Below are 12,894 nucleotides of genomic sequence, written 5' to 3' on the forward strand. Positions count from 1 at the left end.
ACCGGGGGTGGCGCGCCCCAAAACGGCAGGGGACGCCCCGAAACGGGAGTGGACGAGGAAGGGCCGGCCTGCGCGGTGGTCAGAGCAGGCCGCGGCGGCGGGCCTCGGAGACGGCGCCGGTGCGGCTCTCTGCGCCGAGCTTGTCGAGCAGGTGCACGATGTGCGTCTTGACCGTGGCCTCGGTGACGAAGAGGCGCACCGCGATCTCGCGGTTGCTGAGTCCCTCGGCCACGAGCGCCAGCACCTCCTGCTCGCGCGCGGTGAGCTCGACCCGCGGTGCGCGCAGGGCGGCGACCAGGCGCTCGTCCCCGCCCGGAGTGGGCACGGTGGATCCGGCTGCCGCGTCCACGATCGCGCGGGAGATGACCTCGACGCCGACCTCCTTGAGCAGGTACCCCGCGGCGCCCGCCTCCACGGCGCGGACGATCTGGGCGTCGTGATCGAAGGTGGTGAGGATCAGGACAGCGGGCGGCACCGGGAGCGCGCGCAACGCCGCGGTCGTGGCGACGCCGTCCATGCCCTCTCCGAGCCTCAGGTCGCACAGGACCACATCGGGGTGCAGTTCGCGAGCGGCCTCGACGGCGTCCTCGCCGGTGCCGACCTCGGCGAGGACGTCGAAACCGCGCGCCTCGACGACCGCGCGGATCCCCGCGCGCACGATCGGGTGGTCGTCGACGATGATCAGTCGGACGCTCATTCCGCTCCCCCGCTCTCGTCGGTGCCGGACGCGGCGCCAGGAATCTCCCCCGCGCCGCCGACCGCACCCGGTCCGATGCTCGATCCCGCGCCCCCGCCGAGCGGCAGCGTCGCCTCGATCGTGGTGCCCGTGCCGGGCGCCGATCGGACCGTGAGCTCTCCGCCGCCCTCCCGCAGCCGCGAGCGCATCGCGGCGAGGCCGTAGGACGCGTCGGAGGGGCGCACCGCCTGATCGAACCCGACGCCGTCGTCCTCGAGCCGCAGACGGACGGATCCACCGCCGGCCGTCAGCGCGACCTGGACCGTCTGCGCGCGCGCGTGCTGGCGCACGTTGGCGAGCGCGGACTGGGCGACCCGGAGCAGGGCGACCTCGACCGGCGTCGAGAGGGCGGGGAGCTCCGGATCCACCTGCAGCGTGCCGGTGACGCCGGTCTCATCCCGCAGCGCGTCGAGCATTCGGGCGAGCGCCGCGGCGAGGGCGGACTCGTCGAGGTCGGCGGGTGCGAGTGCGGCGACGATGCGGCGCAGCTCGGTGAGCGAGTGCTGGGCGAGCTGCTCGATCTGCGCGGTGCGATCCGGACGCGCGCCGACGGCCGGGGCCGCGGGATCCGCATCGGCGCCAGCAGCGGGCACTTCCGCGCCCGCACCGGCCGAAGGGATCGCCGGCCCCAGGCGGGCGAGCATCACGATGGTGCTGAGTTCCTGCGCGATCGTGTCGTGCAGGTCGCGGGCGAGCCGCGTGCGCTCACGCGTCGCGCCGGCTTCGCGCTGGCTCGCGGCGAGCTCGTCGTGCAGGCGCTCGGCTTCGCGCTGGGCGCGCAGCATCGAGTCGATCAGGCGCTCCCGCTCGGCCGCATCGCGCAGCATCGCGTCGTATCCCAGCGACACCGCGAAGGCGAACCCGCCGCCGACGAGAGGGCCGATCAGGTGGGCGAGCAACGTCCCCGGCGGCACTCCGCCCGGATGCAGCATCGGCGCGACGATCGAGGCTGCGAGCACCACGACCATGAACGCCAGGGACCAGGGCAGCCGCAGCACGTGGCCGGCGAGCAGCAGCAGCGGGAACGCGAGCCAGACGAACTCCGCGGACAGGGCGAGCATCCCGGCCCAGATCGCGAGCAGGCCCAGCATCCACCAGACGGAAGCGCGCTTGTGCGCGAAGCCCGCCCCGGCGCCGTACCAGGCGAGGTACACCGCCGCGGCGAGAAGGACGGGCAGCAGCTCCCCTTCGATCCCGGCGCGCGCCGTGGTGACGACGACGAGCACGACCGTGATGAGGTGCAGGGCGAAGCGCGCACCGCGCAGCATCCGCCGACGGGCGGATCCGGATGCGCTGCTCATGCTCCGATTCTCCCGCGCGGGCGGGGTCTCTGCCCAGTGCGGGGCCTCGTTCATTCGATGGATGCGCCGCGGAGCGGATGCGCGCAAGCTGGCATCATGACCGCTTCTGCCGACCTCACCGCCCCCTCCGCCTCCGCGCCCGCACAGCGACGCGCCCTCACCCAGCTCTTCGTCGCCGCCGTCGTCTGGATCGCGCTGGGCCTGCTGGCCGGGCTGTTCTACCGGGAGTTCACGAAGGCCGAGGGCTTCCCGAACGGGGTGAGCGGCCAGCTCGCGCTCGTGCACACGCACCTGCTCGCGCTCGGCGCGCTCGTCACGCTCATCGTGCTCGCCCTCGAGAAGACGTTCTCGCTGTCCAGGAGCCGCCTCTTCTCCTGGTTCTTCTGGATCTACAACGCCGGCGTGCTCGTGACGGGCGCGATGATGGCCTGGCACGGGATCCTCGACGTGCTCAAGATCGAGGCGTCGAAGGCGATCTCCGGGATCGCCGGCGCCGGTCACATCCTGATCGGCGCGGCCTTCGTGCTGCTGCTGATCACTCTGTGGAAGGGGATCCGTCGCGCGTCCTGACGTCCGACCGGGCGGCCGGGTCGCGCGGCGCCGGTTCCGCCGGCGGCACCGGCTCGGCCGTCAGCTCGACCGCGGTCTCGTCGACGGCGGCCTTCGGCCGCAGCCGGCCGCCGGTTCCGGCGAACCAGCACCCGATGATCACCAGCGGGAACCCGATGATGAGGCCGGGGGTGAACGGCTCGGCGAGCACGATCGCACCCAGGATGATCGCGATCACCGGGTTGACGTAGGTGAACAGCGGCGCACGGACCGGGCCGACCTCCTTGATGAGGGCGAAGAAGGCGAGGAACGCGATCGCGGTGCAGACGACGCCGAGGGCGATCAGGGCGGCGATCGACGGCACGGTCGGCACCGCGTGCTGCGTGAACAGCGCGATCGGCAGGTAGAGGATCCCGATGAACAGCAGCGCGAGCGTGATCGTGCCGATCGACGGGACATGGCCGAGCTTGCGGGCGACGATGAACGGCGCGGTCGCGTAGAGCACCGCGACGAGCAGCACCTCGCCCGCCGAGAGGAAATCGACCTTGCCGCCCGTGAGCCCCGGACCCGCGACCACGACGCCGACGCCCACGAATCCGACGAGCAGACCGATCAGGCGCGCGGGGCTCAGCACGCTGCGGTCGCCGCCGCCGAGTGCGATGAGCGCCGCGAACAGCGGAACCGTGGCGACGAGCAGGCCCGTCAGCCCCGAGGGCAGGGACTGCTCGGCGTGACCGAGGAGGAAGAACGGGCCGGCCATCTCGACGAGGCCGAACGCGAGCACCCAGGGCCAGTGCTTCCAGGCGGCCTTGATCGCACCACTGCGGATCGCGAACGGAAGAAGCAGCAGCGCCGCGATGAGGGTCCTCCCCGCCACCATCGCCGCCGGGGAGAACGACTCCACGACCACGCTGATGAGCAGGTACGGCACGCCCCAGAGCAGGCACATCGCCCCGAAGAGCAGCCAGCCGCGACGGCTGAAGCCGGTGCCGCTCACAGCACGCGCCGCCCCTCGAAGGCACGTCCGAGCGTGACCTCGTCGGCGTACTCCAGGTCGCCGCCCACCGGCAGTCCGGACGCGAGACGCGAGACCGTGATCTGCATGGTGGTGAGCAGCCGGCTGAGATAGCTCGCCGTCGCCTCGCCCTCGAGGTTCGGGTTCGTCGCGAGGATCACCTCCTGCACGGTGCCGTCGGCGAGCCGGGTCATCAGCTGGGCGATCCGCAGATCGTCGGGTCCGACGCCGGCGATCGGGCTGATCGCGCCGCCGAGCACGTGGTAGAGCCCGCGGAACTCGCGCGTGCGCTCGATCGCCGCGACGTCCTTGGCGTCCTCGACCACGCAGATCAGGGCGGCGTTGCGGCGCGGATCGCGGCAGATCGCGCAGCGCTCCTGCTCCGCGACGTTGCCGCAGATCTCGCAGAACCGCACCCGCTCGCGCACCTCGACGAGCAGCTCGGAGAGCCGCTTCACATCGAAGGAGGGCGTCTGCAGGATGTGGAATGCGATGCGCTGGGCGGACTTCGGGCCGATGCCCGGCAGGCGGCCGAACTCGTCGATCAGCTCCTGGACGATGCCGTCGTACATCTCGTGATCCTCATGATCGGTCGTTCACTGCTTCTGGTCGCCGCGGTCGCGGTTCCTCACTGGAACCGGGTCTGCGGCTCGTACGGCTCCTCGCGGAGGAACTTCGCCCCGAGCACCTGGCGCACGACCGCCTCGCCGTAGCGCTGCACGCCGGGGGCACCGGAGCGTGGAGCCCGGTCCGTGACCGCGGGTGCGGAGCGCGGTGCCGGATCCGGACGTGCGGCGGGCGGGGTTGCGGCGGGTGCAGGTTCCGGACGGGCGGCGGACGCAGGATCCTCCTCCGCGGCGCCGGCCGAGGACGGCGCTCGTCCGGCCGGGGCCAGCGCGGGCTCGGGGGCGCCGCCGTAGGGACCGGGATCGGCGTCAGGACCGGGGTCGTCGGCGTCGTCCGGGAACGGCGGCTCATCGTCGAGGACGTCGCCGTCGTGCCCGGGCTCGTACCAGCCGGACGCCGGCATCGCCTCGATGTCGGCGGGCTCCTCGTCGACCGGGAACTGCGCCACCCGGGGTTCGGAGGTCGCGGGTGCGGCCGCCGCGGGCGCGGCTGCTGCCGACGCGGCGGGATCGGTCGCGACAGGCATCGCGGGGCCGGCGTCCGTCTGCGGAGCAGGATCCGGCTCCCCCTGCGGAATCGTGGCGACCGCCCACTCCGTGACAGGAGCGGCGGCCTTTGCAGCAGGGCGCTGCGGCGCACGAGCCGTGCTCGACGAGGGGGCGGACGGCGCCGATCCGGACCCGCTGCGCTCCTCGGGCTCGGACGAGGTCTGGTCGGAGGGGCGCGGGGCCTTCCCGCTCTCGGCTAAGTTCCGCTCGGGAGCGCCCGCGGGCAGCGGAGCCGGCAGGTATTTGACCTTGACGGCGAGCTCGCCCTCGATCGCCGTGCGCAGGTGGTCGGACGGTCCGTCGCCGGGCTTCGTCCCCTTGAACCGGGCGACGTCGTTCGGTCCGGGGAACCCGAGTGTGAGCACCTCGGTCTCGGCGTCGTACGCGAGCGGCTGCACGGCGGTGACCACGAGCCAGGATCCGCGGCTGATCTTCTCGAGTCGACCGAGCACGGCGGCCCAGGCGCCACGGACCCGGTCGAAGTCGACGGGACCCGATGCGGACGCCGGGGCGGGCTCCGCCACGGACGCGGGCTCAGCCGCCGAGGCGGGCTCGGACGAGGCCGGCTTGGACGAGGCGGGCTCGGGCCGGGCCGCAGGGGTCGGCTCGGACGCGGCGGCAGGGGCCGACTCCGGCAGGGCGGCAGCCTGGCCCGCGGCGTCTGCCGGGGATGCGGCCGGCGCCGGGGATGCGGCCGCTGCCGGGTCGGCAGGCTTCGACGGTGCCGGTGCCGGTGCGACAGCGGCAGCCGGCGCAGCGGCAGCGGCCGCCGGTGCCGGAGCGGCCGCAGCAGCAGGAACCGGAGCAGGAGCCGCCTCCCCGCCTCCGGCGAGCGCGGTCAGCACGCGGGCGACGAGCAGCTCGAGATGCAGACGCGGCGAGGTCGCGCCCGACATGTCGTCGAGCGCCGAGCTCACGAGGTCCGCCGCGCGCGACAGGCGCGGACCGCCGAAGGCCGCGGCCTGGCCGCGCATGCGGGTCAGCTCGTCCTCCGGAACCCCTCGCAGCACCGCGGAGGCGCCGTCGCCGACGGCGGCGATCACGATGAGATCGCGCAGCCGTTCGAGCAGGTCGTCGACGAAGCGGCGCGGATCCTGTCCGGTCTGCACCACCCGGTCGATCGCGGGGAAGGCGCCGGCCGCGTCGCCCGCGGCGAGCGCGTCGACGATCTCGTCGAGCAGTGCGGAGTGCGTGTAGCCGAGCAGTGCGACCGCGCGCTCATAGCCGACGTCGCCGTTCTCCGAGCCCGCGATGAGCTGGTCGAGCAGCGAGAGGGTATCGCGCGGGGATCCGCCGCCGGCGCGCACGACGAGCGGCAGCACGCCCTGGGCGACCGTCACCCCCTCTTCGGCGCACAGCTTCTCGACGTATTCGAGCATCGCCGCAGGCGGCACCAGCCGGAACGGGTAGTGGTGCGTCCGGGAGCGGATCGTGCCGAGCACCTTCTCGGGCTCGGTGGTCGCGAAGATGAACTTGATGTGCGGCGGCGGCTCCTCGACGAGCTTCAGCAGGGCGTTGAAGCCCTGCGGCGTCACCATGTGCGCCTCGTCGAGGATGAAGATCTTGAACCTGTCGCGGCTGGGCGCGAACGTCGCGCGCTCGCGCAGATCCCTGGCGTCGTCGACGCCGTTGTGGCTGGCCGCGTCGATCTCGACCACGTCGAGGGATCCGCCGCCGTTGCGCGACAGCTCGACGCAGCTCGGGCACACGCCGCACGGGGTGTCGGTGGGGCCCTCGGCGCAGTTCAGGCAGCGCGCCAGGATGCGCGCGGACGTGGTCTTGCCGCAGCCTCGCGGGCCGGAGAACAGGTAGGCGTGGCCCACCCTGTCGCTGCGCAGCGCGGTCATGAGCGGATCGGTCACCTGCGACTGCCCGATCATCTCCCCGAAGTTCTCGGGCCGGTAACGGCGGTACAGGGCTGTGCTCACCCGTCAAGACTACGGTGTGCGTCGGACATCGGCGCGGGCCGTCCGGCGCCGGCACCGCGACGGCCGAGGCGTCGGCGCCCGCGCCGCGCCGGACGGTGCGGGAGAAGGCCGGGAGAACCCCTGCCGCAGCCCCTCGAACGGACGTACCCTGAAAGAGGAGGTGGACGATGACGCATGTGGCAGCAGGCGACCGGATCCGCATCCACGGCCGGGTGGTGGGCGGCGCGGAGCGGTCCGGCGTGGTCCTCGAGGTGCGCGGCGAGCTCCTGGTCGTGCGCTACGACGACGGGCACGAGGCGGTGCTCGCACCGGGCAGTGACTGCGAGATCAAGCACGGCGACTAGGCCGGCACAGGAATGCGGACGGGCGCCGGTCCCCTCGAAGTCTCGGGGACCAGCGCCACGGCCCGGACTACTCCCCCGACTCTCCGGCGTAGCCGACGATCGGGATCGCCGAGGTCGTCGGAACGGTCGGCGACAGGATCGTGCCGTCCTCGCGCCGTGCCTGCGAGCCGAACTCCGGGCGCCCGCGGAGGACGGGCCCCTGGTCCGCGAGGTGCACGGCGGCAGGAGCATCGAACGAGGCCGTGTGCATCGCTCCGCGCACGGAGAACGAGACCGGATCCCCCGACCGGACCTCGACCAGCAGCCGGTCCGCGGTCAGGGTGATCTGCAGCTGGGATCCGTGCCACTGCAGCGGGTACGACAGCTCGGGCCAGTCGGTCGGCAGGCGGGGATCGAAGCTGAGATCGCCGTCGTGGTCGCGCATGCCGCCGAACCCGCACACGAGCGCGGTCCACACGCCGCCGGCGGACGCCACGTGCACGCCGTCCGAGGCGTTGCGGTGCAGGTCGCCCAGATCGACGTAGATCGCGTGCTCGAAGTACTCGTGCGCGAGGTCCTGATAGCCGACCTCCGCCGCGAGGATCGACTGCACGACCGCCGACAGGGTCGAGTCGCCCGTGGTGAGCGGGTCGTAGTACTCGAAGTCGGCGAGTTTCTCCGCCTCGGTGAAGTGGTTGCCCTGTAGGAACAGCGCGAGGACCACGTCCGCCTGCTTCAGGACCTGGAACCGGTAGATCACGAGCGGGTGGAAGTGCAGCAGCAGGGGGCGCTGCTCGGCCGGGGTGGCCGGCAGATCCCACACCTCGCGCTCGAGGAACAGCGAGTCCTGCGGGTGGATCCCCAGCGCCGGGCTGAACGGGATGTGCATCGCGTCGGCCGCGCGCTCCCAGCGCTCGACCTCGGCGGGCTCGATGCCGAGCCGCTCCACGGCCGCGTCATACGCCTCCGGCGCATCCGCCGCCATCTCCCGCACGACGCGCGCCGCGAAGCGCAGGTTGTACCGGGCCATGACGTTCGTGAAGAGGTTGTCGTTGACGACCGTCGTGTACTCGTCGGGTCCGGTGACGCCGTGGATGTGGAAGGTGTCGACACCCGCGGCGGAGCGCCAGAACCCGAGCGTCGCCCACATCCGCGCGGTCTCGACGGCGATGTCCACGCCCTGGCGGTAGAGGAAGTCGTCGTCGCCGGTCGCGCGCACGTACTTCCCGAGCGCATAGCTGACGTCGGCGTTGATGTGGTACTGCGCGGTGCCGGCGGCGTAGTAGGCGCTGGCCTCCTCGCCGTTGATCGTGCGCCAGGGGAAGAGCGCCCCGCCCTCGTTCAGCTGGCCGGCGCGACGGCGCGCGGCGGGCAGCATGTGCACGCGGCAGCGCAGCGCGTTGCGCGCGAACTGCGGCGACGTGTAGGTGAGGAACGGCAGCACGTACACCTCGGTGTCCCAGAAGTAGTGCCCGCCGTAGCCGGATCCGCTCACGCCCTTCGCCGAGACGCCCGCGCCGTCCGCGCGCGCGGCGGCCTGCGCGATCTGGAACAGGCACCAGCGTGTCGCCTGCTGCAGGTCGTCGTGCCCGGCGATGCGCACATCGCTGCGCTCCCAGAACGCGGTCAGCCACTCGGCCTGCTTTGCGAACTGCGCCTCGACGCCCTCCACCGCCGCGCGGTCGAGGGTGCGGCGGCAGCGGTCGATGAGCTCGCGCGCGGGCACGCCGCGGGAGGTGTGGTAGCTGACGAGCTTCGTCACGCGCGTGGGGACGCCGGCCTTCGCCTGCACCCGGAACACGTTCTTCGCGATGTCGGGCTCGACGAGCTGCCGCGCGGTGTACTCGTTCTCGGTCTCGACCAGGTGATCGGCCACCACCGCGAGAGTCATGCCCGAGTTGGCGACGCGGTACGCGAGCGCGGAGCGCCCGCCGTCCTGCCAGTACTCGGCGGGCTGCAGCACCCGGTCGCCGAACCGCTCCGCCTTGCGCGGATCGAAGCCGGCCTTCTCCCCCGGAGATCCCGCCGCCATCGACGGAACCCCGCCGTAGACGTCCTCGCCGTCCTGACGGTTCAGCAGCTGGCACGAGATCGTCACGGGGGCGTCGGAGTTCTCCACCGTGACCTCGAGGCGCAGCACCGCGAGGTGGCGCTCCACGAACGACACGATCCGCTCGTCGCGGATGCGCACTCGCTTGCCCGACGGCGTCTCCCACAGCACCTCGCGACGGAGGACGCCCGTGCGGAAGTCGAGCTCGCGGCGGTACTCGCGCACATCCGCCTCGTCGAAGCTCAGCGGTTCGTCGTCGACGTACACCCGCATGACCTTGGCATCGGGGGCGTTCACGATCGTCTGGCCGACCTCGGCGAACCCGAAGGCCTGCTCCGCATGGCGGATCTTCCAGGTCTCATGCAGACCGTTGATGAAGGTCCCGTGCTCGAGCGCGTTGCGGCCCTCGATGTGGTTGCCGCGCAGGCCGAGGTATCCGTTGCCGAGGCCCATGAGCGTCTCGGAGACGCCGGGGTTCACATGCGGATAGGACGTCTCGACCAGACGCCAGGGGTCGACGGGGAAGAGGTCGCGATCGATCATGCAGTGCTCTCCGTGAGGGGATCGGTTCAGGACAGGAAGCGGGCGAGGTCGTCCACGACGACGGTGGCGCCGTGGGCGAGGAGGGAGTCGGCTCCGGCGCCGCGGTCGACGCCGACGACCGTGCCGTAGCCGGCCGCGGCGGCCGAGGCGACGCCGCTGGTCGCGTCCTCGACGGCGACCGCGGATGCCGCATCCACGCCGATGCGCTCGGCGCCCACGCGGAACACATCGGGGGCGGGCTTGGAGGCGAGGTGCTCGCGTTCGGCGACCACACCGTCGACGACCACCGTGAAGAAGTCGCGGATGCCGGCCGTCGCCAGCACCTCCTCCGCGTTCTTGGAGCTGGATACGACCGCCATCGGCACCTCGGCGGCGCGCAGCTCCTGCAGCAGGGCGAGGGATCCGGGATAGGGCGCGATGCCGTCGCGGCGCAGCGCCTCGGAGAAGGCGACGTTCTTGCGGTTGCCGATCCCGCAGACGGTGTCGGCCTCCGGATCGTCGTCGACGGATCCCCACGGGATCTCGACGTTGCGGCTGCGGAGCAGGCTCGCGACGCCGTCGTAGCGCTTCTTGCCGTCGACATAGGCGAAGTAGTCCTCGTCGGTGTACGCCGGCGCGATGTCCCAGAGCAGGAACACCTCGTCGAACACCGCCTGCCAGGCGCGCATGTGCACCTCTGCGGTCGGTGTCAGCACGCCGTCGAGATCGAAGAGCACGGCGGCCGAACGATGCAGATCGGGAAGCGCTGCGGGGGTGTCGGGCACGGCGGAGCCTCCGGGTGGCTGAGAGCGGGATCTTTCGGACCGGCACGTCTGGGTGCCACCCTGTCCAGGTTAGTGGGCACGGGGTGCCGCGGGAAGGCGTGCGGGCGTCGGATCCTCAGGGCAGAGTCGCGACCTTCTCGGCGGTGACGACCCGCAGCTCCGGGATCCCGGAACCGTTGTACACCGTGGTCCGCCCTGCGGCCGAGGGCACCACGAATCCGATCCGGAGCACATCTCCGCTCACGGCGGCATCGAGGATCCCGGGATCCGCGGTCAGGGCGACCGGGTTCGCGGCGTCTTGCAGCGCGCGCTCCGGCTGCGCGGCCCCGACGAAGCCGATGAGCCCCGTCGTGTCGCGCAGGCTCTGCGGAATGGTCTCCGTGCCGACCTGGATCTCGACGTAGGCCGTGTGCTGCTCCCCCTCGTGGCCGGCCGGATCGCGGAGCAGCGCCTCCAGCTGCGCAGGGTCCAGCGCGGGAAAGGCCGGATCGGCAGCCGGGACCACGGGCGGTGCCGGGGCGGCGGGCGCGCTCGTCTCGACGACCGGCTGGACACCGTCGGGCGCGGAACCGTCGGAGGAGGACTGCTCCGACAGCCCGGCGACGAGCCCGATCACGGCGGGGATCAGGATGAGCGCCGCGATCGCGATGAAGATGAGGGGCGCCCACGACCGCCGCTGCGGAGGCGTCTCGGGCGCCGGGGCGCCGGCGGGGCGCGGGCGGCCGTCCCGATCGTGTTCGAGCGGCGGGATCACGTACGGGGTCGTGAGGTTCTTCGGCACCGCGGAGTACACGGTCGGCCTGCGCTCATCGCGTCCCATGCTCGGACACTAGCGCGTCTGCGGGCCGATCCCTCGAACCTGGTTCTGGGACGGGTCACCCGGGTGGGCCGACGGCATCGGCGAGGGTCCGGCGGATGATGCCGGGCTGCCACCGCGGTTGCGTGGGCGGCGCCAGGCGCCGTGCGGATCCCACCAGTGCGGTCCGCGGATCTCGGGGACCCCGTGGCTCATGCGGATCCGCCATCCCGAGGTGTCGAGGGTGCGGTGGTGATGCCCTCTTCAACCCAGGACCACGGACATTCGAACGCCCCGATCAGAGGATCTTTCCGATCTGGTCAGAACGTCCCGGATCCCGCTGCTGCGCAGGACGGAACGACACCGGCCGGCGACACAGGCGATACGCACGACGAGTCGCTCAGCGCCGGGCAAAAGAAAAGACCCTCCGCGCACCCGGCAGAGCCTGGTTACCCTTGCTGCGTTTCCGCCCTGGGGGAATTGGCCTGGGTGCCGCCACGCGGAGAGCCGTCGTCCAGTCTACCCGAGGTCGCAGGCTGTTGAGACCGGATCCCCGCCCTCCCCGTCCCCGCCCCGGGTTACGATCAAGACGCGGGCGCACCGCGGCGCCCGGTGAGAGGGACGCATGCACGCCACGAACACCGCCGACGTCACCACGAGCACCGCCCTGGACGCCACCTCCCGCGATGCCGCCGGCATCGACGCGACCGGCTTCGCCCGGCAGACGGCCGCGATCCTGTCCTCCATCACCGAGGTGATCGACGGCAAGGACGACGCGGTCCGCAGCGCGCTGATCTGCCTGCTCGCGGAGGGGCACCTGCTCGTGGAGGACGTGCCGGGCGTCGGGAAGACGATGCTCGCGCGCGCTCTCGCGGCCAGCATCGACGCGACCGTGCGGCGCATCCAGTTCACCCCGGATCTGCTGCCTGGCGACGTCACCGGCGTGAGCGTCTACAACCCGGTCGCTCAGGAGTTCGAGTTCAAGCCGGGCGCCGTGTTCGCGCACATCGTGATCGCGGACGAGATCAACCGCTCCTCCCCCAAGACGCAATCCGCTCTGCTCGAGGCGATGGAGGAGCACCAGGTCACGGTGGACGGGAACTCCCGGCCGCTCCCGGATCCTTTCCTCGTGGTCGCCACCCAGAACCCCCTCGAGATGGAGGGCACCTACGCCCTGCCGGAGGCGCAGCGCGACCGGTTCATGATGCGGATCTCGATGGGCTATCCGGATGCGGAGGCCGAGACGCTCATGCTGCGCCAGCGCGACACGGCCAACCCGCTCGACGGCATCCGCCCCGTGCTCACCGCGACCGACGTGCGCGCGCTGATCACCTGGGCGCGGGCGGTGCACGTCGCGCCCGCGCTCGAGGAGTACGCCGTGGCGCTGTCGCAGGCCACCCGGAACGACCCGAACCTGCACCTCGGGGCGAGCCCCCGGGCGACGCTGCAGCTCGTGCGTGCGGCGAAGGTGCAGGCCGCGCTGGACGGGCGCGACTACGTCGTCCCGGACGATCTCACCTCGCTGCTCCCCGCCGTGCTCGCGCACCGGCTCATCCCCGCCCGCGGGCTGCACCGGGCCGGCGCGCGCCCGATCGAGGCCGCCCTCGAGGGCATCGTCCGGCGGATCCCGGTGCCGGTGGGCCTTCCACGGTGAACCGGCGAGAGCGCGCGCACCGCGAAGCGGATCCGCCCGGCCGCAGGATGACCGGGCGCG

Annotated in this window: 11 protein-coding genes and 1 other RNA gene; 3 read left to right on the forward strand and 9 right to left on the reverse strand. The window is 72.3% G+C overall.

The annotated features are described in order from the left end of the window. Positions 1-79: 79 nt before the first annotated feature. Positions 80-697: a response regulator transcription factor gene (locus ACIPY5_RS12420; RefSeq protein ID WP_309341476.1), complete on the reverse strand. Its 618-nt coding sequence runs from the start codon at positions 695-697 to the stop codon at positions 80-82. Then, a complete protein-coding gene (locus ACIPY5_RS12425) occupies positions 694-2,037 on the reverse strand; it encodes a sensor histidine kinase (RefSeq protein WP_400971169.1) in 1,344 nt (447 codons plus the stop codon). The genes ACIPY5_RS12420 and ACIPY5_RS12425 overlap by 4 nt, the downstream gene beginning before the upstream one ends. A gap of 96 nt (positions 2,038-2,133) precedes the next feature. On the opposite strand from ACIPY5_RS12425, the gene ACIPY5_RS12430 reads away from it, so the two are divergent. Continuing rightward, positions 2,134-2,607: a DUF2871 domain-containing protein gene (locus tag ACIPY5_RS12430; RefSeq protein WP_309341478.1), complete on the forward strand. Its 474-nt coding sequence runs from the start codon at positions 2,134-2,136 to the stop codon at positions 2,605-2,607. Here ACIPY5_RS12430 and ACIPY5_RS12435 read toward each other — a convergent pair. The 3 genes from ACIPY5_RS12435 to ACIPY5_RS12445 are packed head-to-tail and all read right to left on the reverse strand — an operon-like array spanning position 2,573 to position 6,704. Then, positions 2,573-3,583: a DMT family transporter gene (locus tag ACIPY5_RS12435; protein ID WP_400971173.1), complete on the reverse strand. Its 1,011-nt coding sequence runs from the start codon at positions 3,581-3,583 to the stop codon at positions 2,573-2,575. The two genes, ACIPY5_RS12430 and ACIPY5_RS12435, sit on opposite strands and share 35 nt — an antisense overlap. Beyond that, complete coding sequence (gene recR / locus ACIPY5_RS12440) at positions 3,580-4,173, reverse strand: recombination mediator RecR (protein WP_292723559.1); 594 nt, start codon at positions 4,171-4,173, stop codon at positions 3,580-3,582. Before recR ends, ACIPY5_RS12435 begins: the two co-directional genes overlap by 4 nt. Positions 4,174-4,229: 56 nt before the next feature. After that, positions 4,230-6,704 (reverse strand): DNA polymerase III subunit gamma and tau, encoded by a 2,475-nt coding sequence (locus ACIPY5_RS12445; protein WP_400971178.1) that lies wholly within the window; start codon positions 6,702-6,704, stop codon positions 4,230-4,232. Between the two features lie 167 nt (positions 6,705-6,871). On the opposite strand from ACIPY5_RS12445, the gene ACIPY5_RS12450 reads away from it, so the two are divergent. Further along, positions 6,872-7,048 (forward strand): DUF1918 domain-containing protein, encoded by a 177-nt coding sequence (locus tag ACIPY5_RS12450; RefSeq protein WP_400971181.1) that lies wholly within the window; start codon positions 6,872-6,874, stop codon positions 7,046-7,048. A 67-nt stretch (positions 7,049-7,115) separates the two neighbouring features. Here the strand turns inward: ACIPY5_RS12450 and ACIPY5_RS12455 are convergent, their stop codons facing one another. The 4 genes from ACIPY5_RS12455 to ffs form a co-directional block, all read right to left on the reverse strand. Next, a complete protein-coding gene (locus ACIPY5_RS12455; RefSeq protein WP_400971184.1) occupies positions 7,116-9,620 on the reverse strand; it encodes a glycoside hydrolase family 65 protein in 2,505 nt (834 codons plus the stop codon). Positions 9,621-9,646: 26 nt separating this feature from the next. Next, a complete protein-coding gene (locus ACIPY5_RS12460) occupies positions 9,647-10,384 on the reverse strand; it encodes a beta-phosphoglucomutase family hydrolase (protein WP_400971187.1) in 738 nt (245 codons plus the stop codon). A 115-nt stretch (positions 10,385-10,499) separates the two neighbouring features. Beyond that, the gene (locus ACIPY5_RS12465; protein WP_400971190.1) at positions 10,500-11,204 is read right to left on the reverse strand and encodes a hypothetical protein; all 705 of its coding nucleotides are present in this window, start codon (positions 11,202-11,204) and stop codon (positions 10,500-10,502) included. A gap of 391 nt (positions 11,205-11,595) precedes the next feature. Next, positions 11,596-11,692: signal recognition particle sRNA small type (gene ffs / locus ACIPY5_RS12470), an RNA gene on the reverse strand. Between the two features lie 113 nt (positions 11,693-11,805). Here ffs and ACIPY5_RS12475 point away from each other — a divergent pair. Further along, complete coding sequence (locus tag ACIPY5_RS12475; RefSeq protein WP_400971192.1) at positions 11,806-12,834, forward strand: AAA family ATPase; 1,029 nt, start codon at positions 11,806-11,808, stop codon at positions 12,832-12,834. Positions 12,835-12,894: the final 60 nt, after the last annotated feature.

Origin of the sequence: Microbacterium sp. NPDC089698 (assembly GCF_044749045.1) — a bacterium.
Lineage (GTDB): Bacteria > Actinomycetota > Actinomycetes > Actinomycetales > Microbacteriaceae > Microbacterium.

What these genes read in the sequence shown, in the direction of transcription:
- ACIPY5_RS12425 (WP_400971169.1), bottom strand. Translation starts at nt 2,037, where the DNA reads ATGAGCAGCGCATCCGGATCCGCCCGTCGGCGGATGCTGCGCGGTGCG.
- ACIPY5_RS12430 (WP_309341478.1), top strand. Translation starts at nt 2,134, where the DNA reads ATGACCGCTTCTGCCGACCTCACCGCCCCCTCCGCCTCCGCGCCCGCA.
- ACIPY5_RS12420 (WP_309341476.1), bottom strand. Translation starts at nt 697, where the DNA reads ATGAGCGTCCGACTGATCATCGTCGACGACCACCCGATCGTGCGCGCG.
- ACIPY5_RS12465 (WP_400971190.1), bottom strand. Translation starts at nt 11,204, where the DNA reads ATGGGACGCGATGAGCGCAGGCCGACCGTGTACTCCGCGGTGCCGAAG.
- recR (WP_292723559.1), bottom strand. Translation starts at nt 4,173, where the DNA reads ATGTACGACGGCATCGTCCAGGAGCTGATCGACGAGTTCGGCCGCCTG.
- ACIPY5_RS12475 (WP_400971192.1), top strand. Translation starts at nt 11,806, where the DNA reads ATGCACGCCACGAACACCGCCGACGTCACCACGAGCACCGCCCTGGAC.
- ACIPY5_RS12455 (WP_400971184.1), bottom strand. Translation starts at nt 9,620, where the DNA reads ATGATCGATCGCGACCTCTTCCCCGTCGACCCCTGGCGTCTGGTCGAG.
- ACIPY5_RS12450 (WP_400971181.1), top strand. Translation starts at nt 6,872, where the DNA reads ATGACGCATGTGGCAGCAGGCGACCGGATCCGCATCCACGGCCGGGTG.